This window comes from Roseateles sp. FW305-36 (assembly GCF_058787015.1).
This window is the reverse complement of record NZ_JBYSZK010000008.1, coordinates 155818-172685: the sequence shown is the minus strand read 5'-3', so window position 1 is coordinate 172685 and position 16868 is coordinate 155818. Positions and strand designations below refer to the sequence as shown.

At 68.2% G+C, this 16868-nt stretch carries 26 protein-coding genes; 8 read left to right on the top strand and 18 right to left on the bottom strand.

From position 1 onward, the window contains the following. Positions 1-5 precede the first annotated feature (5 nt). From AC3WOE_RS16560 to AC3WOE_RS16530, 7 genes are all read right to left on the bottom strand, one after another. Positions 6-224, bottom strand: a complete 219-nt coding sequence (locus AC3WOE_RS16560) for a TOBE domain-containing protein (protein WP_119045826.1) — start codon at positions 222-224, stop codon at positions 6-8. 127 nt (positions 225-351) lie between these two features. Further along, on the bottom strand, positions 352-678 hold the full coding sequence (locus AC3WOE_RS16555; RefSeq protein ID WP_492691921.1) for a hypothetical protein: 327 nt from the start codon (positions 676-678) through the stop codon (positions 352-354). A 176-nt stretch (positions 679-854) separates the two neighbouring features. Further along, positions 855-1160 carry a hypothetical protein gene (locus tag AC3WOE_RS16550; protein ID WP_492691920.1) on the bottom strand — a complete coding sequence of 102 codons (306 nt, stop codon included), beginning with the start codon at positions 1158-1160 and terminating at the stop codon, positions 855-857. A gap of 117 nt (positions 1161-1277) precedes the next feature. Then, positions 1278-2339, bottom strand: a complete 1062-nt coding sequence (locus tag AC3WOE_RS16545) for a sulfate/molybdate ABC transporter ATP-binding protein (protein ID WP_492692118.1) — start codon at positions 2337-2339, stop codon at positions 1278-1280. Further along, entirely contained in the window at positions 2339-3220 is an 882-nt protein-coding gene (gene cysW / locus AC3WOE_RS16540) for a sulfate ABC transporter permease subunit CysW (RefSeq protein ID WP_492691919.1), read from the bottom strand. The genes AC3WOE_RS16545 and cysW overlap by 1 nt, the downstream gene beginning before the upstream one ends. Then, positions 3217-4056, bottom strand: a complete 840-nt coding sequence (gene cysT / locus AC3WOE_RS16535; RefSeq protein WP_492691918.1) for a sulfate ABC transporter permease subunit CysT — start codon at positions 4054-4056, stop codon at positions 3217-3219. Before cysT ends, cysW begins: the two co-directional genes overlap by 4 nt. After that, positions 4057-5064 (bottom strand): sulfate ABC transporter substrate-binding protein, encoded by a 1008-nt coding sequence (locus AC3WOE_RS16530; protein ID WP_492691917.1) that lies wholly within the window; start codon positions 5062-5064, stop codon positions 4057-4059. A 162-nt stretch (positions 5065-5226) separates the two neighbouring features. On the opposite strand from AC3WOE_RS16530, the gene cynS reads away from it, so the two are divergent. Then, a complete protein-coding gene (cynS, locus tag AC3WOE_RS16525) occupies positions 5227-5670 on the top strand; it encodes a cyanase (protein WP_492691916.1) in 444 nt (147 codons plus the stop codon). A 9-nt stretch (positions 5671-5679) separates the two neighbouring features. Here cynS and AC3WOE_RS16520 read toward each other — a convergent pair whose 3' ends face one another. The 5 genes from AC3WOE_RS16520 to modB are packed head-to-tail and all read right to left on the bottom strand — an operon-like array spanning position 5680 to position 9104. Next, complete coding sequence (locus AC3WOE_RS16520) at positions 5680-6480, bottom strand: TOBE domain-containing protein (protein ID WP_492691914.1); 801 nt, start codon at positions 6478-6480, stop codon at positions 5680-5682. Then, positions 6477-6935, bottom strand: coding sequence for a hypothetical protein (locus AC3WOE_RS16515; protein ID WP_492691912.1), 459 nt, complete (start codon positions 6933-6935; stop codon positions 6477-6479). The genes AC3WOE_RS16520 and AC3WOE_RS16515 overlap by 4 nt, the downstream gene beginning before the upstream one ends. Next, positions 6932-7693, bottom strand: coding sequence for an ABC transporter ATP-binding protein (locus AC3WOE_RS16510; protein WP_492691911.1), 762 nt, complete (start codon positions 7691-7693; stop codon positions 6932-6934). Before AC3WOE_RS16510 ends, AC3WOE_RS16515 begins: the two co-directional genes overlap by 4 nt. Further along, entirely contained in the window at positions 7690-8424 is a 735-nt protein-coding gene (gene modA, locus AC3WOE_RS16505; RefSeq protein WP_492691909.1) for a molybdate ABC transporter substrate-binding protein, read from the bottom strand. Before modA ends, AC3WOE_RS16510 begins: the two co-directional genes overlap by 4 nt. Continuing rightward, entirely contained in the window at positions 8421-9104 is a 684-nt protein-coding gene (modB, locus tag AC3WOE_RS16500) for a molybdate ABC transporter permease subunit (RefSeq protein ID WP_492691908.1), read from the bottom strand. The genes modA and modB overlap by 4 nt, the downstream gene beginning before the upstream one ends. 83 nt (positions 9105-9187) lie before the next feature. Here modB and AC3WOE_RS16495 point away from each other — a divergent pair, with 83 nt between their 5' ends. Together AC3WOE_RS16495 and AC3WOE_RS16490 are read left to right on the top strand one after the other, a co-directional pair. Further along, positions 9188-10111: a VTT domain-containing protein gene (locus AC3WOE_RS16495; protein ID WP_492691906.1), complete on the top strand. Its 924-nt coding sequence runs from the start codon at positions 9188-9190 to the stop codon at positions 10109-10111. Positions 10112-10197: 86 nt separating this feature from the next. Further along, the gene (locus AC3WOE_RS16490; protein ID WP_492691905.1) at positions 10198-10371 is read left to right on the top strand and encodes a DUF3563 family protein; all 174 of its coding nucleotides are present in this window, start codon (positions 10198-10200) and stop codon (positions 10369-10371) included. Positions 10372-10439: 68 nt separating this feature from the next. On the opposite strand, the gene AC3WOE_RS16485 is transcribed toward AC3WOE_RS16490, so the two are convergent. Next, positions 10440-11075: a response regulator gene (locus AC3WOE_RS16485; protein ID WP_492691903.1), complete on the bottom strand. Its 636-nt coding sequence runs from the start codon at positions 11073-11075 to the stop codon at positions 10440-10442. A gap of 192 nt (positions 11076-11267) precedes the next feature. Here AC3WOE_RS16485 and AC3WOE_RS16480 point away from each other — a divergent pair, with 192 nt between their 5' ends. The 4 genes from AC3WOE_RS16480 to AC3WOE_RS16465 are packed head-to-tail and all read left to right on the top strand — an operon-like array spanning position 11268 to position 12951. Next, positions 11268-11525 carry a hypothetical protein gene (locus AC3WOE_RS16480; protein WP_492691902.1) on the top strand — a complete coding sequence of 86 codons (258 nt, stop codon included), beginning with the start codon at positions 11268-11270 and terminating at the stop codon, positions 11523-11525. Between the two features lie 11 nt (positions 11526-11536). Next, a complete protein-coding gene (locus AC3WOE_RS16475) occupies positions 11537-11986 on the top strand; it encodes a BON domain-containing protein (RefSeq protein ID WP_492691901.1) in 450 nt (149 codons plus the stop codon). Further along, entirely contained in the window at positions 11979-12515 is a 537-nt protein-coding gene (locus AC3WOE_RS16470) for a ferritin-like domain-containing protein (RefSeq protein WP_492691900.1), read from the top strand. Before AC3WOE_RS16475 ends, AC3WOE_RS16470 begins: the two co-directional genes overlap by 8 nt. 16 nt (positions 12516-12531) lie before the next feature. Then, entirely contained in the window at positions 12532-12951 is a 420-nt protein-coding gene (locus AC3WOE_RS16465) for a response regulator transcription factor (RefSeq protein WP_492691899.1), read from the top strand. Between the two features lie 25 nt (positions 12952-12976). On the opposite strand, the gene AC3WOE_RS16460 is transcribed toward AC3WOE_RS16465, so the two are convergent. Continuing rightward, the gene (locus AC3WOE_RS16460; RefSeq protein ID WP_492691897.1) at positions 12977-13465 is read right to left on the bottom strand and encodes a hypothetical protein; all 489 of its coding nucleotides are present in this window, start codon (positions 13463-13465) and stop codon (positions 12977-12979) included. A gap of 227 nt (positions 13466-13692) precedes the next feature. On the opposite strand from AC3WOE_RS16460, the gene AC3WOE_RS16455 reads away from it, so the two are divergent. Beyond that, positions 13693-14322: a BON domain-containing protein gene (locus AC3WOE_RS16455; RefSeq protein WP_492691896.1), complete on the top strand. Its 630-nt coding sequence runs from the start codon at positions 13693-13695 to the stop codon at positions 14320-14322. An 81-nt stretch (positions 14323-14403) separates the two neighbouring features. Here the strand turns inward: AC3WOE_RS16455 and AC3WOE_RS16450 are convergent, their stop codons facing one another. The 4 genes from AC3WOE_RS16450 to AC3WOE_RS16435 all read right to left on the bottom strand — a co-directional run bounded on the left by AC3WOE_RS16450 (position 14404) and on the right by AC3WOE_RS16435 (position 16859). Continuing rightward, a complete protein-coding gene (locus AC3WOE_RS16450) occupies positions 14404-14952 on the bottom strand; it encodes a hypothetical protein (protein ID WP_492691894.1) in 549 nt (182 codons plus the stop codon). 144 nt (positions 14953-15096) lie between these two features. After that, positions 15097-15642, bottom strand: a complete 546-nt coding sequence (locus AC3WOE_RS16445) for a hypothetical protein (protein WP_492691893.1) — start codon at positions 15640-15642, stop codon at positions 15097-15099. A gap of 136 nt (positions 15643-15778) precedes the next feature. Continuing rightward, positions 15779-16162, bottom strand: coding sequence for a c-type cytochrome (locus tag AC3WOE_RS16440; RefSeq protein WP_492691892.1), 384 nt, complete (start codon positions 16160-16162; stop codon positions 15779-15781). A gap of 223 nt (positions 16163-16385) precedes the next feature. Continuing rightward, positions 16386-16859, bottom strand: a complete 474-nt coding sequence (locus AC3WOE_RS16435; protein ID WP_492691891.1) for a chemotaxis protein CheW — start codon at positions 16857-16859, stop codon at positions 16386-16388. Between the last annotated feature and the right edge of the window lie 9 nt (positions 16860-16868).

The window sequence follows — 16868 nt, the reverse complement described above, 5'->3', positions numbered from 1 at the left end:
CGGCCTCACAGCGTCGCGATCGACACTTCGGTGGACTTGACGAGGGCGACGACCTCGCGGCCGACCTCCAGGCCCAGGTCCTTGACCGAGCGCGTCGTGATGACGGAGGTGACGACGTCGCCGCTGCGGGTGACCACATCGACCTCGGAGACCACCGGACCTTCGATGATTTCCTTGATGGTGCCGCGGAACTGGTTGCGGACGTTGATGGCGGTGATGCTCACGGGAGGCTCCGGTTGGATGACGTGGGGCCAGTGTGCGCAGCCCGCTCGCTGCACGGAACGAAGCAATCCTCAGCAGTCCATGCGGTCGCCGAATAAGCCGAGACCCGCGGCCCGGCCGGCTGGGTGTCTAGCGTGGCTTGGCGGGCTTGGCTGCCGTCGCGGGCTTGGGCGGGATGTCGGGCAGCAGCGCCGAGCAGTCCGTGTACAGGCCGTCCAGCGAAGGATGCTCGATGCAGTATTCGTAGTCCGCGCGCGTCGGGCCGCGCGGCCCCGCCGCGGGTGGGTCGAAGCGCAGCGGCGTGTTGTTGGCGTGCTTGGACGCGCTGGCTGCACTGGCGGCCGCGGCAGGACGTGGCGCGTCACCGGCGCTCGCAGGCTGGGCGAACATGCAGACGCAGACGGCGGCGCAGGCGGCGCGGCCGAACTTGCGATGGGCGTAGGCTTGAGCAGGCATGGCAGTCCCCTTGGCAGGGCACGCCGGCAGGTGATGTCGACATCGACCCTTGCCTTGAAAGACTTCAAAGCTACGCCCGGCTGGACAGGCGCAAATCCATAACTTTGTGGATGAGCGGCGTGCTAGGGGGCTGGGGCAATATTCCCTGGATGCCGGAGTCGGCCCGCGGCGGGGCGTCACCGGGGGCGTGGGGGCTTGGCCGCGGCGGGAGGCTTCAGCAAGGCCTGGCAGTCAATGGCCAGGCCGTCGGGCGAGGGAGCGTCGATGCAGGCCTGGTAGGCCGACGGGTGCGCGGGGCCTGCGGCCGGCGGGTCGAAGCGCAGGGGCTCGGCGACACGCCGTTTGGGCGCGCTTTCCTGCGGGCTGCTGGCTGCAGGGCGAGGCAGCCCACCGGCGTGGGCGGGTTGTGTGAGTTGATAGGCGCCGACGATGGCGAGCGCCGTGATGGCGGTCAGACGGCGCTGCGAGGCGGACAAGGGCATGGCGCTCTCCCCGAGCGGGCCCGCCGACGGATATCGAAGGCGTGGACCTGCCTAGGGAAAGACGCAATGGCTGGCGGTGAGCGGACAGCCTGGCGCTGCTGCCCCCTAGTTCGCGACTCAGATGCCGGCGCCGGCCTCGAACAGGCTGAGCCGGTTGGCGCTGAGCTTGACGCGCTGGCCGCCCTGCAGGCGCAGGGACTCGGCTTCGTCACGGGTCAATTCGGCTTCCAGCGGTTGGCCGTCGGGGCCGATCAGCTCGACGCGGGCGCTGGCGCCGAAGGACAGCACACGCTCCACCGTGGCCGACAGTCCGGGCGCGGCCTCGTCGGTGCGGATCTGCAGCTCGTGCGGGCGGGCATAGGCCAGCACTTCGCCCTCGCTGGCGTGAGCGATGGCGCCGGGCAGCTGGTGCTCGCCCATGTGCAGCACGCCGCCCCGGGCCTGGCCCACGAAGCGGTTGACGGCACCGAGGAAGCCGTAGACGAAGGGCGTCGCCGGGCGCTCGTAGACCTCCTGCGGCGTGCCGACCTGCTCGACGCGGCCGTGGTCCATCAGCACGATGCGGTCGGCCACTTCCAGGGCCTCGTCCTGGTCATGGGTCACGAAGATGCTGGTGATGTGCAGCTCGTCGTGCAGGCGGCGCAGCCAGCGGCGCAGCTCCTTGCGCACCTTGGCGTCCAGGGCACCGAAGGGTTCGTCCAGCAGCAGCACGCGCGGCTCGACGGCCAGCGCCCGGGCCAGGGCGATGCGCTGGCGCTGGCCGCCGGACAGCTGCGGCGGGAAGCGGTCGCCGAGCCAGTCCAGCTGCACGAGCTTGAGCAGTTCGGTGACACGCTTCTTGATTTCGGCCTCGGGCAGGCGCTGCTTGCGCGGCTTCACGCGCAGGCCGAAGGCGACGTTGTCGAACACCGTCATGTGGCGGAACAGCGCGTAATGCTGGAAGACGAAGCCGACCTGGCGCTCGCGCACATGGGTGTCGGAGGCGTCGTGGCCGTCGAGCAGCACGCGACCCGCGTCGGCCTGCTCCAGGCCCGCGATGATGCGCAGCAGCGTGGTCTTGCCGCAGCCCGAGGGGCCGAGCAGGGCGACCAGTTCGCCGCGCGGGAAGTCCAGCGACACGTCGCCCAGGGCCGTGAAATTGCCGAAGCTCTTGTGGATGTTTTGGACCTGGATGCCCATCACGCTTCCTTCGACGCGACAGAGGCGCGCCATTCGATGAATTGTTTGACCGCCAGTGTCACCAGCGCCAGCAGCGCCAGCAGCGAGGCCACGGCAAAGGCGGCGGCGAACTGGTATTCGTTGTAGAGGATCTCGACGTGCAGCGGCAGCGTGTTGGTCAGGCCGCGCACATGGCCGGACACGACCGACACCGCGCCGAACTCGCCCATGGCGCGGGCGTTGCACAGGATGACGCCGTAGAGCAGGCCCCACTTGATGTTGGGCAGGGTCACGCGGCGGAAGGTCTGCCAGCCGCTGGCGCCGAGCACGGTGGCGGCCTCTTCCTCGTCCTTGCCCTGGGCCTGCATCAGCGGGATCAACTCGCGGGCGACGAAGGGGAAGGTGACGAAGACGGTCGCCAGCACGATGCCGGGCACGGCGAAGATGATCTTCACGTCATGTTCCTGCAGCCAGGGGCCGAACCAGCCCTGGGCGCCGAAGATCAGCACATACATCAGGCCGGCGACGACGGGCGAGACCGAGAAGGGCAGGTCGATCAGCGTGATCAGCAGCTGCTTGCCGCGGAACTCATGCTTGGCGATCAGCCAGGCCGCGCTGACGCCGAAGACTAGGTTGAGCGGCACGGCGATGAAGGCCGCCGTCAGCGTCAGCTTGATGGCCGACAGCGTCTCCTCGTCGGCCAGCGACGAGAAGTAGAGCTCCCAGCCCTTGCGCAGGGCCTCGGTGAAGACGGCCACCAGCGGCAGCAGCAGGAAGATGCCGAAGAAACCCAGGCCCAGGGCCAGCAGCGTGAAGCGCACGGCGGGCGATTCGCGCGTGGCGGGGTTGTCCTGGTATTTGGCGCGGGCGCGCGGCGGGGCGAGGTGGAGGGCGGTACTCATTTGCGGGTACCCCGCTGCGAACTCCAGGCCTGCAGGCCGTTGATGATCAGCAGCAACACGAAGCTGGCGATGAGCATGACGGCGGCGATGGCCGTCGCGCCGACGTAGTCGTACTGCTCCAGCTTGGCAATGATCATCAGCGGCGTGATCTCGCTCACCATGGGAATGTTGCCGGCGATGAAGATGACCGAGCCGTATTCGCCGACGGCGCGCGCGAAGGCCAGCGCGAAGCCGGTCAGCAGGGCGGGCAGCAGGGTCGGCAGCACCACGTAGCGGAAGGTCGTCCAGCGCTGGGCGCCGAGCGACGCGGCGGCTTCTTCCAGCTCGGTCTCCATGTCCTCCAGCACCGGTTGCACGGTACGCACGATGAAGGGCAGGCCGATGAAGATCAGGGCCAGCAGCACGCCCAGCGGTGTGAAGGCGATCTTGATGTCCCACTTCGCAAAGAGGGAGCCGACCCAGCCGTTGGGCGCGTACAGCGCGGTCAGCGCGATGCCGGCCACGGCGGTGGGCAGGGCGAAGGGCAGGTCGATGAGGGCATCGACCAGCTTCTTGCCCGGGAACTCATAGCGCACGATGCACCAGGCCAGGATGAGGCCGAAGAAGAGGTTGATGAAGGCCGCGATCAGCGAGGCACCGAAGCTCAAGCGGTACGAGGCCATCACGCGCGGCGAGGTGGCCGCCGCCCAGAAGGCGTCGAAGCCATGACCCGAGGACTTCAGGAAGACCGCGGCCAGCGGCACCAGCACGATCAGCGACAGATAGAACAGCGTGAAGCCGAGCGTGGGTGCAAAGCCGGGCAGCACGCGGCGGCGTGCCGAGAGGAGGGCAGCCATTTATCTTTTGATGCTCGCCATCACCTGGTCAAACGTCCCGCCGTCGGCGAAGTGCTGCTTGCTGACCTTGGCCCAGCCGCCCAGGGTCTGGTCGACCGTGAACAGCTTGATGTTGGCGAAGCGCTGGGCGTGCTTCTTGAAGATGGCCGGGTCGCGCGGGCGGAAGTTGTTCCTGGCGATGATTTCCTGGGCCTCGGGCGTCCAGTGGAAGTCGAGATAAGCCTTGGCCAGTGCCGCGTTGCCCTTCTTGGCGGCGACCTTGTCGACCAGGGCCACCGGTGCATCGGTCTCGATGGAGATGCTGGGGTTGACCTGCTCGAACTGGCCCTTGCCGAACTCGTTCTCGATCAGCTCGACCTCGGCCTCGAAGGTGACCAGCACATCGCCGATGCCACGCTGCGTGAAGGTGGTGGTGGCGCCGCGGCCGCCGCCGTCCAGCACCGGCACATTGGTCAGCACCTTGGTGACCAGCTCCCTGGCCTGGGCCTCGCTGCCGCCGTTGGCGATGACGCTGCCCCAGATGGCCAGATAGCTGTAGCGGCCGTTGCCGGTCACCTTGGGGTTGGGGATGATGACCTGCACGCCCGGGCGGGCCAGGTCGCTCCAGTCCTTGATGCCCTTGGGGTTGCCCTTGCGCACCAGGAAGGTCATGGTCGACGAATAGGGCGCCGCGCCATTCGGGAAGCGGCTGCGCCAGTCGGCGGGCGTCAGGCCTGCCGTGGCGAGCTGGTCCACGTCGGTGGCCTGGTTCATCGTGACGACGTCGGCTTCCAGGCCGCCGATGACGGCGCCGATCTGCTTGCTGGAGCCGCCATGGCTCTGGTTGACGACAACGGTCTGGCCCTTGGCTTTCTGCGCGGCGACGAAGGCGGGGTTGATCTGCTTGTAGAGCTCGCGGGCCACGTCGTAGGAGACGTTGAGCAGGGTCGCGTCCGCGGCGAAGGCGGGCAGGGCCGCCAGCGCGAAGGAAGCGACGAGGGCGCGGCGGGTGGACTGGAAGGAGGGCATGGCGGGGCCGTCGAATGAACGAAGCCGAGAGGGTGCCCGAACTCGCTTATTCACCAAACGACAGTTTGCTTATTTCCTTATGCGATATGCACCAAAGCGTGGCACAGGGCTTGCAACCCTCATGAGTGGCAACTGTTTGCCACTCAACCCAGGAGACCCCGCATGAGCCGCCTTGAAGTCACCGAGAAGATCATCGCCACCAAGGTGGCCAAGGGCATCAAATGGGCCGACGTGGCCCGGGAGGTGGGCCTCAGCAAGGAATGGGTGACGGCCGGCTGCCTGGGCCAGATGACCTTCAACGACGCCCAGGCCGCGACCCTGGCCCGGCTCTTCGACCTGAGCGAATGCGAGGCGCAATGGCTCAAGGTGGTGCCCTACAAGGGCAGCCTGCCCACTTCGGTGCCCACCGACCCGCTGATCTACCGCTTCTACGAGCTGATCAGCGTCTACGGAACCACCTTCAAGGAGCTGATCCACGAGGAGTTCGGCGACGGCATCATGAGCGCCATCGACTTCAAGATGGACCTGCAGCGCGAACCCAACCCGGCCGGCGACCGCGTCAGCATCGTCATGAGCGGCAAGTTCCTGCCGTACAAGACTTACTGATCCTGCTGATCACTCGCGCACGGCGAGCATGACCGCATAGGCCTTGAACACCGCCGTCGCCTGCTGGCCGACCGCGAGGTTCAGCGCATCCACCGCGTCGTTGGTGACGCTGGCCGTGACGACGGCGCCGCCCGGCAGCGTCAGGCCGACGAGGCTGGACACGGCGCCGCGCTGCACGCGCGAGACCGTGCCGGCCAATTGGTTGCGGGCCGACAACTTGTAGCCGCCGAAGTCCGTCACCAACACGACCTCGCTGGACTTGACCAGGGCCAGGGCCTCCTTGCCGGTCTTCACCTGCAGCTCCTGGGCCGCCTGCGTCGTCAGCGAAGCGGTGACCTCCTGGCCGCCGTCCAGTGCCAGGCGTACCGTCGTCGTCGTGGGGCCCGGGTTGACGCCGGCGATGCGGCCATGGAACTGGTTGCGGGCGGTGGTCTTCATGGACATCCTCTTCAGCAGCGCGTCGAGCGCGGGTTGGGTTTCCAGCCAGGCGGCCTGCTCGCGCAGGAAGGCACCGTGGCGGGATTGGAGTTCGCGCCAGGCCGCGAGCAAGGCCTGGCCCTCGGGCGTCAGTTGCGAGCCGCCACCGCCGCGGCCGCCGGTGGCGGTCTCGACCAGCGGTGAATGTGTCAGCGCGCTCGCGGCATCGAGCACCAGCCAGGCGCCCTTGTAGCTGTAGCCGGCGGCGCGGGCGGCCTTCTGCAGCGAGCCGGTCAGGGCCAGGGCGGCCAGCAGGTCGAAGAAGCGGCCGTCCAGCCGGCCGGCCAGGCGCAGCTCGCCCTGCAACAGCGGATGGTCGCCCTGCGGAGTCAAGGCGCGACCAGCCGCAGGCTGTCGAGCTGGCGCACCCAGCGTGCCGGCCGGAGGTCCTGTGGCACGACGAGGCGCAACGGGCCTTCATCGGGCTTGAGGCTGTCGGTGACGAGGAAGACGCGCCGGCCGCCCAGGGCCGGGTCCAGCTCGGCCCAGGCGAAGGCGGCGACATAACCGTCCCGTGCGGCGGCCATCAGCACCTGGCGCAGGGCCGGGCCGCGGATCTGCTCCGGCGGCGCGATGCCGGCGGCACGCAGCACTTCGCGCAGGTCGACGCCGCTGACCTCGACCGGTTTGCCATGCGCCTCGGTCCTGACCGCCTCATGAGGCAGGGCGGCGAGGCGGGCGGCATCCAGCGTGACACTGCTGCCGTCCAGGCGCTGCACCTGCAGCTGGGCCTGAGGGGCCGAGCAGAGCAGGGCGATGAAGAGAGCGAACAGGGGCTTGGTCATCATGCGAGTTGAGTCTTGAGCCAGGTGCGGCGGGCGTCGTCTTCGGAACGGGGCGCCTCGGGTTGCAGCAGCGCGCGGCTCTGGCCGGCACCGAGGTCCACCTCGCGCGCGATGCGGCCCCCATCGACGAGATAGGCGCGGTGGGCGAGGGCGGCCACGTCGTCGAGGTCGTGGGTGATCATGACGGCCGGGATGCCCCAGCGCTCGCGCACGGTGCGCAGCTCTTCGCGCAATTGCTGGCGCAGCATGGGGTGCAGGGCGGCGAAGGGCTCGTCCAGCAGCAGCACCTGCGGGTTGCAGGCCAGGGCTCGCGCCAGGGCGACGCGTTGTTGCTGGCCGCCGGACAGTGTGGCGGGCTTGCTGCGCGCCATGGCGGCGAGGCCGAAGGAGTCGATCAGCTCGTCCACCCGCGCCGCGTCATCGGGCTTGAGGCGGCGCCGCCAGCTCGTCAGGCCGAAGGCGATGTTGTCGCGCACGTTGAGATGCGGGAAGAGGGCGTAGTGCTGGAAGAGATAGCCGATGCCGCGCGCTTCGGGCGGCAGGTTGACGCCGGCGGCCGTGTCCAGCAGGGCGCGGCCATCGAGCTTGACGTGGCCGGCCCGCACCGGCAGCAGCCCGGCCATGGCCTGCAGGGTCAGCGACTTGCCGGCGCCCGAGGGGCCATAGAGGGCGACGAAGGGCGCATCGGTGGCGAACGCGATGTCGAGGTCGAAGCGGCGCCGGGCGTCGCTGACGGAGAGTTGCAGGCGGACGTCGATCAAGGCTTGCCGAAGCCGTACCTGGCCAGGATGGCCTGGGCCTCGGCCCCGCTCAGATAGGCCACGAAGTCTCGCGCCAGCGCGGCCTGCCTGCTGTCGGCGACGACGGCGGCCGGGTAGGTGACGGGCGAATGGCCGCCCACGGTCATGGCGATGCGCACCCTGTCCTTGGCGATCTCGGCATCGGTGCGGTAGACGAAGCCGGCCTCGACCTCGCCACGCGATACATAGTCCAGCACCTGGCGCACGTTGTCGGCGTAGACGAGCTTGGGTTGCAGCTCGGTCCACAGCTGGGCGCTTTGCAGTGCCTGCAAGGTGTAGCGGCCGACGGGCACCGAGGCGACCTTGCCGACGGCGATGCGCTTGACCTCGGGCGCGGCGAGGTCGCGCACGGTCTTGACGGGGCTGCTGGTCGGCGCGATCAGCACCAGGGAATTGGCCGCGAAATCGCGGCGCGTGTCGGTGGCGATGAGCTTCTGGTCGGCGCCCCGGTTCATGGTGTCCTGGTCGGCGCTGACGAAGACGTCCACGGGCGCTCCTTGCGCGATCTGCTGCAGCAGCACGCCCGAGGCGGCGAAGTTGAAGCGCAGGGTCGCGCCGGGCTTGGTGGCTTCGAAGCGCGGGCCGATTTCCTTGAAGGCGTCGGTCAGGCTGGCGGCGGCCGAGACTGTCAGCTGCTGGGCCGAGGCGAGCAGGGGCAGGGTGGCGCAGAGGGCGAGCAGGAAGCGTTTCATGTCGAGGCGCGTTGCAGATAGCGGTTGGACAGCACGAGGATGGCGACCGACACGGCCGACACGATGAGGGCGAGCAGCAGGGCCAGGTCGTCGCGGCCGGCCTGCACGGCGTCGTAGATGGCCATGGAGGCGGTCTGGGTCTGGCCGGGGATGGAGCCGGCCACCATCAGCGAGGCGCCGAACTCGCCCATCGCACGGGCGAAGGCCAGCAGGGTGCCGGCCAGGATGCCGGGCCAGGCCAGCGGCAGGGTCACGCGCACGAAGGTGCTCCAGGGCGACTGGCGCAGCGTGCGCGCGGCGGCCTCCAGGCTGCGATCGACCTGGGCGAAGGCGCTGCTGGCGCCCTTCAGCACCAGCGGCAGGGCGACCAGCGTGGACGCGATGACGGCGCCATGCCAGTTGAAGATGACGGTGTAGTCGAAGTGCTCGCGCAGCCAGCCGCCAAGGGCGCTGCGCCGGCCCATCAGCACCAGGATGCCGTAGCCCAGAACCGTGGGCGGGAGCACCAGGGGCAGCATGCAGATGGCTTCCAGCAGGCCGCGACCGGGCAGGCGGGTGCGGGCGAACATCCAGCCCAAGGCAATGCCGAGCACCAGGGCCAACACGGTGGCGACGACGGCCACGCGCAGCGTCAGCGCCAGCGGCGCGGCGTCGAACTGGCTCCAGAGGTCGGTGGGCATGGTGCCGTAATGTAATCAACTACATCACGATGAGCTTGACTTAGCGCAGAGCGGGCGGCGCGACTATGCTGGCGCGCCTCGCCATGGACATGCTGACCGATCTCTTCTCCCACTACGGCCTGCTGGCCGTGGCTTTGGCTGTCTTGCTGGAGCAATTGGGGGCTCCCGTGCCTTCCACGCCGGTGCTGCTGCTGGCGGGGGTGGAGTCGGCCAGCCGGCACGGCTTCGCGCTGAACAGCTTTGTCGTCGCGACGCTGGCGGCTTTGGCGGCCAACGGTCTGTGGTTCTGGGCCGGGCAGCGGCTGGGCCGGCGGGTGCTGGCGACGCTGTGCCGCATCTCGATCTCGCCGGACAGCTGCGTGCGCCAGAACGAGGCCAGCTTCGCCCGTCGCGGGGTGCTGACCCTGGTCATCGCCAAATTCGTGCCCGGGCTGTCCATCCTCGCGCCGCCGCTGGCCGGCGCCCTGGGCATGCCGGTGTCGCGCTTCGTCGGCTGGAACCTGCTCGGTTCGGCGCTGTGGGCCGGCGTGGCCATCGGCGTGGGCCGGCTCTTTCATGAGCAGATCGACGATGTACTGCACGCCCTGAGCCATCTGGGTGGCGTGGCACTGGCCTTGGCCGGCGTGGCGCTGGGGCTTTATCTGGCGTGGCGGCTGTGGCGACGGGCCCGTGTGAGGCGTGAGCTGGACCGTTTCGAGCGCCTCGGCCCGGCCGATCTGATCGCCCTGCTGGCCCAGCGCCAGGACGTCACCATCGTTGACGTGCGCGGCATGCCGCTGGGCGGCCGCATCCCCGGTGCACGCCATCTCGACCTGGGGGCGCTGGGCGATGCCGCGCTCGCGGGTTGGCCCACGGTCGGCGAGTTCATCACCTATTGCGCCTGCCCCAACGATGCTTCCGCCGTGCGCGCCGCCCTCTGGTTGAAGGAGCATGGCCGCCGGGCCCGCGCGCTGCGCGGCGGCATCGACGCCTGGACGGAAGCAGGTCACGCTTTGGAGCCGGGCTGACAGACCGATGGTTGCAAAAACTAGTGATTACCCTATAATCGGGTTTACCCTAGTGAAACAAATGGGGGCCACGAGCCCCGACCATCATGGAACTCATCCAGAACCTGTTCTCCTCCCTGCGCAGCGCCCTGGCGCTGGAAACCCAGTCGGACATCGACGAAAGCTATCTGTCCGGCGCCATCGACCACGCCGACCTTGAGCGTCGCATCGCGAGCCAGTCGCGCGCCTCTTCGGTGGCTCCGTTGAACATCGGCCGCTGAACCGATCCGATCCGGCGCAAAAGCAGACGGCCCCGTGAGGGGCCGTTTTCAATTTCGGCGCGCGCTTCTTACTGGATCAAGCCGTTCTTCAGCGCGTAATAGGTCAGGTCGCTGTTGGTCTCGAGCTTGATCTTCTCCAGCACCCGGGTGCGGTAGGTGCTGACGGTCTTGACGCTGAGGAACATGGCCTTGGCCATGTCGCCCACCGTCTCGCCCTTGGCCAGGCGCAGGAAGACCTGCAGCTCACGCTCCGACAGCGACTCGTGCAGCGGCCGGTCGGTGGCGCCGCCGGCCACGCCGTCGGCCAGCAGCTCCGCCACCGTCGGGCTGATGTAGCGCCGGCCTCGTGCGACGGTGCGGATGGCATTGGCGATCTCCTCGGGATCGCATTCCTTGTTCAGGTAGCCGCTCGCGCCCTGACGCAGCAGGGCGGTGGCGTAATGCGTCTCCGGGAAGCCGCTGAGGATGAGGATGGGCAGCTCGGGGAAGCGGGTCTTGATGGCCGACAGGGCGTCGACACCGCTCTGGCCGGGCATGGAGATGTCCATCAACAGCACGTCCACCTCGCCGCCGCGGGCCAGCTCCAGCGCGTCCCGCCCATTGCCGGCCTCCCCCGTCACACGCAGGTCGACGTTCTCGCTGAGGTACTGGCGCAGGCCGGACCGCACGATGGCGTGGTCGTCAACGATGCCAATGCGAATCATGTTGCGCTCCGAATCAGTTGTGATGATGCGTTAAGGCTAGCGACGGCAAATGGCGTGCGCGATCAGCGCTGTCCTACAAGGGGTATAGGCCGGGTGCTTGTCCTACGGCCCCTCGCGAAAGTGGCCGGCAGCACGGAGGCGCGGGTTTTTGCAAAGTGAGTGCATGGCGATTCAGCCATCACGGAGCGAGCGATGAAGACCCTCACCGACACCCTGGTCCGCCTGACGCCACCGCTGTGGCTGATGCTGGCTCTGGCCGCCGTCCTGGGCGCCGCGATGCTGGCGGCCTTCATCTCCACGCTTCAGGAAAACGTGCGCCGCGGCGAGGAAATGCGCCAGTGGCAACGAGTCGGCCTTGTCCGACAGCCGATAGGCACCGTGACCGCGGCTGCCGCTCAGATCAAGTCGCCACAGTTGGCGACATCGTTTTCCCAACCGCTTCAGCGATGAAGAAAGGACGCATGATGAACCGCACCACTTCCCTCCGCGCGCCCCTGATCGGCGCTATCGCCCTGGCCGCCGCGTTGGCCGCCTGCAGCAAGCATGACGACGAGCGAACCGCCGGCCAGAAGCTGGACGGCGCGATCGCCGATGCCAAGCAGGCCGGGTCCGAGGCCAGGCAGGATGCCCGCCAGGCCATGGACAAGGCCGAGATCAAGCTGAAGGACGCGACCGCGGCCGCTTCCGAGGCCGCCACCGACGCGACCATCGTCACCAAGATCAATGCCGCGCTGATGGCCGACGACCGGCTCAAGGCCACCAAGATCGACGTCCGCGCCGAGGATGGCCGCGTCACGCTGACGGGCACGGCGCCCGACGCCGGCTCGCAGGCCCGCGCGACGACGCTGGCGACGGCTGTCAATGGCGTTCGCTCGGTGGACAACCAACTCGTGGTGGCGCGCAATGGCTGAGAAGCACACCCCTCTGCAACTGGATGAAGCCGGCTTGCGGGCCGCCCGCACCGATCTCGGCGACGGGGCGGTCACGCCGGCCTATGGTCCCTGGCGCGACGATATCGTCGAGCTGCTGAACGGGGCGCTGGCCACCGAGCTCATCTGCGTGCTGCGCTATCGCCGCCATCATTTCATGGCGACGGGTCTGGAGTCACCCAGCATCGCCGAGGAGTTCCTCGTGCATGCGAATGCCGAGCTGGGCCATGCGGACCGGCTGGCCCAGCGCATCGTTCAGCTGGGCGGCGAACCGGACTTCAATCCGGTGGGCCTGCCCGAGCGCAGCCACGCCGACTACGACGGGGTCAACGACCTGAAGGCCATGATCAAGTCCAACCTCATCGCCGAGCGCGTGGCCGTCGAGACCTACCGCCAGATGATCGGCCTCATCGGCGACAAGGATTCAACCACCCGGCGCCTGCTGGAGGACATCCTGGCCGACGAGGAAGAGCATGCCGACGAGCTGAAGGACTGGATGGCTCGGGCCTGACGGAACGAGGTCCGCCATGCCTGCCTTGCGTGCCTTCATCGTCGAGAACAGCCCGGTGATCCGTGAGAACCTGGCGGGCACGCTCGAGGAGCTGGCCAATGTGGAGGTCATCGGCAGCGCGGCGGACGAGGAATCGGCCGTCCACTGGATGAGCCGCGAGTCAGCTCGCCGGGCCGATGTCGTCATCGTCGACATCTTCCTGAACTCGGGCACGGGCCTGGGCGTGCTGCGTGCCGCCCAGCGCCTGGGCGTTTCCGCGCGCCGGGTCGTGCTCACCAACTACGCCACCGACGACATGCGCCAGCGCTGCGCCACGCTGGGTGCGGAACGCGTCTTCGACAAATGCCGCGAGCTCGAGGAGCTCATCAGCTATTGCACGGATCTCGCCGGCGGTGAATCCGTCGATGGCCTGGATCAGCCGGCGGGCGGGCGTTGACCGGTCCCGCCCCTGCATGGCTCTTTCACCAGCTTGCCGAGTAGCTCAGCATGACGCGATGCGCCTGCGGGCGCAGCGTCAGGCGGCTCTGTGAGCTCAGCTGGTAGGAGAAGGCACCCCGCAGGCCGGCGAGGCCCTCGCCCTTGGGGCGTTCGAAGCTCATGCGCGAGGCCCAGCCGCTGTCGCGCTGCCAGACCGGCGTTTCGACGCCGCCGCGCAGCTTGCCGGTGATGTCGTAGCTGACCCCGGCCCACAACGCTTCGCGCACGGATGCCTGCGGGCCCAGTTGGGCGGGCGACCGCAGTTGCTGCTCCAGCCCCATCTGGTAGCGCCAGCGCGACCGTTCGCGTTGGCGGCTCAGCCATTGCGGGTCACGCCAGTTGAGCTCGGGATCGGGGGCATATTGCGGTGTCACCTGGCCCGCCAGGCTGATGCTGCCGGGTGCCGAAGTCTGTGCATGGACACCGTGGGTCAGTGACAGGCCGAGCAGCGAGAAGAGCAGGCGGAGCTTCATGGCAGCAGCACTTCAAGAAGGATGGAGGCCATGATGGGCAACGGCGATGACTCGCCGTGTCGGCGTGAGGCGGCCGCCGATATCGGACAAGGGGAAACCGCCGTGCGCGTTGGGATGCAGTGGGACGCGGTCCTACAGCCTGGAACTCCGCCGGCCGATGGGCCGGTCGTCGCCGGTTGACCAGACTTGCTGCGTGAGGCCCGCCGGGCCCATCAGAGGAGATCGTCATGAGACCCGTCACCAGCCCCCGTGCCGACGAGTGGCGCGACCGCCTGCCGCCCTATGGCCAGAGCCCCGATACGACCGTGACCCCGCCCGCCCGCCGCTGGCAGGCCGATGAACGCCCGCGCCGGCGCTCCAGCGCAGGCGCCTGGGTGCTTGCCCTGGGCCTGGGTACCGCCATCACCGCAATCGCCCTGGCCAGTTGGCAGGACCCGCGCAGCGTGGGCACCCAGCTCGACGACACGGTTGCGAACGTGCGCGGATTGGGTGACCGCATGGGCCAGACCGTCAACGACTCTCAGAACGCGGCCATGCAGGCCTCGCGCGATGCGGTGGGCGGCGTTGGCACGGCCATCGACGACACCGGTATCAGCCTGAAGGTGAAGACCGCCTTGGCGGCCGACCCGGCGCTGAGCGCTTCGCGCATCGACGTGACGACGACAAACGGCGTCGTGCGCCTGGATGGGCCGGCGCCGGATGCCGTCGCCAAGGAGCGGGCCACCGTGCTGGCCGGTGCCCCTCAGGGCGTGCGTGGCGTGGACAACCGCCTGGCGCTGCCCCAGGCCAGCCGCGTCGTCACCGTGGCGGACGGCGCGCCGCAGCAGGGCAATCCGGCGGCCAGCGCCACACGCTGACGCCCGACGTGAAACCGCCGGCTCGAAGCCGGCGGTTTCGTTTGCCATCGCCCGCTGCGTCGACCGCGGCGGGCGCTGTCCTTATTGGAAGTAGCGAGCCTTGGCGCTGGCCTGGCAGCTGTCCTTGGCATCGCCGGACAGGGAGTCGCAGCGTTCGTTGGCGACCTTGTAGTCGGCCTTCAGCTTGGTCTCCATCGCATCGGCTTCCGCCGAGGCGATCTTCTTGTTGGCCTTCAGGTCGGCCTTGGCCTTGTCATGCTCGGACTTGGCCTCGGCGACGCAGACGTCCTTGGCATTGCCGGACTTGTCGTCGCACATTTCCTTGGCGAGCTTGTAGCGGGCTTCGTAGCGCGACTCGAGGTAGTCGTTGTGGTCCTTGACGGTGCCGGTGTACTGGTACTCCAGGTTGGCCAGGGCCACCTTCTCGTGGGCCTTGGCGCGTTCCACGCACACGTCCTTAGTGTTGCCCGCCAGCGAGCTGCACTTGTCGCGCTCGGCCTTGAACATGGCCTTGACCTCGTCCTTGGCCTGCGAATAGACGGGCTTGGTCAGGTTGGCGGAGGCTGTGCCGGCGAGGCCGATCAGCGCGAGCGCGCACAGCAGGCGGGTGGTGCGGATTTGCTTCGTCATGGGATCTCCTTTGGCTTGATGGGTGGTTCCCTTGCCAATGGGCAAGAGAGATGCCACGCCAGTCAGCTTAGGAATCCCGTCACGTCGACCGTGTCGGCATCAGGGCTCCGGCCAAGTCGGACAACGCCGCGTGGGCGCATGCGCTCAGAACAGGCAGCCTTGCAGATCGGCCGGTACGGCTTGCAAGGCCCAGCGATCGACGATCTCGTAGTCATGGTCCTCGTGACTGCCACCGGCGACGAGCAGCACTTCTCGCACCTGCCAGGGGATGGGGTCGATGTAGATCGATTCGAGAGGTTCGGGCGCGTCATCGCTGAGTGTCAGATGAGGCGAGTGGCTGGAGCCTTCGCCACAGCCCTCGCGCAGCAGGGCGGTCAGCACCGAATCGAGCACGTCGTCGAAGCCGGGTGGGCGGCCCTGCACCTGGAATGACCAGGACTCGCGGCCGCCGATGCGGTTCAGGACCATGGTGAAAGCCTGGGCCGCGATGCCGGCGCCGACGCGCCGCAGGGTGCTGCGCATGGAGGGCGTGTCGAGGTAGCGGTCCGACCAGGTCTGATGCCAGTTCGACGCCGGGAACATCGCCGAGCCCAGGCGGATGTCCAGGCCGTGTCTCTCGACGGCGGCCGACATCAGCCTTTCAACTTCGGGCGGCGGCAGGGAGATGAGAAGCAGTCTTGGGAAGGGCATGGTGAACGCTCGAATACTGTATTTGCATACAGTAATGCACGCCATGGCGCTTGTCCAGCCCCGACGAAAGCCTCCCGCTTGCCCTTGCTCTTCGGTGAGGAGGCATGCGCAGACCAAGGCTGCGCATGCGCAAGGGCTACTTCGGGCCGTCCATTCTCAGGATCCACCCGACCAGCAAGCGGGCATCCGCTTCGCTGATGGCCACCTCGTTGGGCGGCATGGCCAGGCCGCTCACCTTGCCCTTCCAATGGCTGCTGTACGGGTTGGAGCCGGCCATCACCGTGCGCGTCAGTTGCTCCTCCGCTCCCGACTTGCCGCGGTATCGAGCCGATACATCGCGCCACGCCGGCCCGATCGGCGTCGGATCATTGGGACCCTTGCTCGTGGGGTCGATGTGGTGGCAGGTCATGCAGCCGCTGCCGACCGCCAGCTTGAGCATGGCGTCGTCGGTGTTGGGGGCGCTCCAGGCCGAAGGGGCCGCAAGCAAAGCCGCAAGCAGCGGATAGAGCCGCGTGTTCATGATTTTTCCTTGAACGAAAGTCAATTCCGCTCAAAGGCTATGACGGCTCTTTGCGCCGGATTTGACGCGCGTCAAGACCTGCCCCCGAATTGCCAACCTGGAGCAGGCGGCCGTCTGAGGGGCGCCACCAACGTTGCTTCCTGGAGCAGCGCCAAACGCCTCCGTGTCGCGATTCGGCACAGCCCGGGCGACGGCCATGCCGGACGCTTGCCGGCGTGCGGGTTCAGAGGTCGCGCAACAGGGAAGCCAGATCCATCAGCTGCAGCAATCGCCCGGAAGCGGCGTCGGGCTGGGCGAACCCGACGACGAGGTCAGCATCCGGCTGGCCACCGACGCCGGGCCGTGGCCGGATCCCGGCCGGGTCCAGCGCCACGACCTCGGACACCGCGTCCACGACCAGGCCTACGGTGCGGCCGTCATGATGGACGATCACGGTCACCGTGCTGTCACCGGTCCCGTCGGGCAGGTCCAGGCGGCGTCGCAGATCCACGATGGGCACGATGACGCCGCGCAGGTCGACCACACCGAGAAGCAATCGCGAGGCGTTCGCGATCCGCGTGGGCGGCTCGTAGCGCCGGATTTCCTGCACGGCGAGGATGTCGATGCCGTACTCCTCGGTCGCCAGGCGGAAAGTCAGGACCTCGCACGGTGCGGCAGAGGCGACGGCGCGGTGTTCGATGATGGACAGGGCGGTCATGGGTTCTCC

Coding starts and splice junctions, on each gene's coding strand:
- cynS (WP_492691916.1), top strand. CDS start 5,227: ATGAGCCGCCTTGAAGTCACCGAGAAGATCATCGCCACCAAGGTGGCC.
- AC3WOE_RS16460 (WP_492691897.1), bottom strand. CDS start 13,465: ATGAAGCTCCGCCTGCTCTTCTCGCTGCTCGGCCTGTCACTGACCCAC.
- AC3WOE_RS16455 (WP_492691896.1), top strand. CDS start 13,693: ATGAGACCCGTCACCAGCCCCCGTGCCGACGAGTGGCGCGACCGCCTG.
- modA (WP_492691909.1), bottom strand. CDS start 8,424: ATGAAACGCTTCCTGCTCGCCCTCTGCGCCACCCTGCCCCTGCTCGCC.
- AC3WOE_RS16470 (WP_492691900.1), top strand. CDS start 11,979: ATGGCTGAGAAGCACACCCCTCTGCAACTGGATGAAGCCGGCTTGCGG.
- AC3WOE_RS16445 (WP_492691893.1), bottom strand. CDS start 15,642: ATGCCCTTCCCAAGACTGCTTCTCATCTCCCTGCCGCCGCCCGAAGTT.
- cysT (WP_492691918.1), bottom strand. CDS start 4,056: ATGGCTGCCCTCCTCTCGGCACGCCGCCGCGTGCTGCCCGGCTTTGCA.
- AC3WOE_RS16450 (WP_492691894.1), bottom strand. CDS start 14,952: ATGACGAAGCAAATCCGCACCACCCGCCTGCTGTGCGCGCTCGCGCTG.
- AC3WOE_RS16515 (WP_492691912.1), bottom strand. CDS start 6,935: ATGATGACCAAGCCCCTGTTCGCTCTCTTCATCGCCCTGCTCTGCTCG.
- AC3WOE_RS16555 (WP_492691921.1), bottom strand. CDS start 678: ATGCCTGCTCAAGCCTACGCCCATCGCAAGTTCGGCCGCGCCGCCTGC.
- AC3WOE_RS16490 (WP_492691905.1), top strand. CDS start 10,198: ATGGAACTCATCCAGAACCTGTTCTCCTCCCTGCGCAGCGCCCTGGCG.
- cysW (WP_492691919.1), bottom strand. CDS start 3,220: ATGAGTACCGCCCTCCACCTCGCCCCGCCGCGCGCCCGCGCCAAATAC.
- AC3WOE_RS16495 (WP_492691906.1), top strand. CDS start 9,188: ATGGACATGCTGACCGATCTCTTCTCCCACTACGGCCTGCTGGCCGTG.
- AC3WOE_RS16485 (WP_492691903.1), bottom strand. CDS start 11,075: ATGATTCGCATTGGCATCGTTGACGACCACGCCATCGTGCGGTCCGGC.
- AC3WOE_RS16530 (WP_492691917.1), bottom strand. CDS start 5,064: ATGCCCTCCTTCCAGTCCACCCGCCGCGCCCTCGTCGCTTCCTTCGCG.
- AC3WOE_RS16545 (WP_492692118.1), bottom strand. CDS start 2,339: ATGGGCATCCAGGTCCAAAACATCCACAAGAGCTTCGGCAATTTCACG.
- AC3WOE_RS16435 (WP_492691891.1), bottom strand. CDS start 16,859: ATGACCGCCCTGTCCATCATCGAACACCGCGCCGTCGCCTCTGCCGCA.
- modB (WP_492691908.1), bottom strand. CDS start 9,104: ATGCCCACCGACCTCTGGAGCCAGTTCGACGCCGCGCCGCTGGCGCTG.
- AC3WOE_RS16440 (WP_492691892.1), bottom strand. CDS start 16,162: ATGAACACGCGGCTCTATCCGCTGCTTGCGGCTTTGCTTGCGGCCCCT.
- AC3WOE_RS16550 (WP_492691920.1), bottom strand. CDS start 1,160: ATGCCCTTGTCCGCCTCGCAGCGCCGTCTGACCGCCATCACGGCGCTC.
- AC3WOE_RS16480 (WP_492691902.1), top strand. CDS start 11,268: ATGAAGACCCTCACCGACACCCTGGTCCGCCTGACGCCACCGCTGTGG.
- AC3WOE_RS16465 (WP_492691899.1), top strand. CDS start 12,532: ATGCCTGCCTTGCGTGCCTTCATCGTCGAGAACAGCCCGGTGATCCGT.
- AC3WOE_RS16475 (WP_492691901.1), top strand. CDS start 11,537: ATGATGAACCGCACCACTTCCCTCCGCGCGCCCCTGATCGGCGCTATC.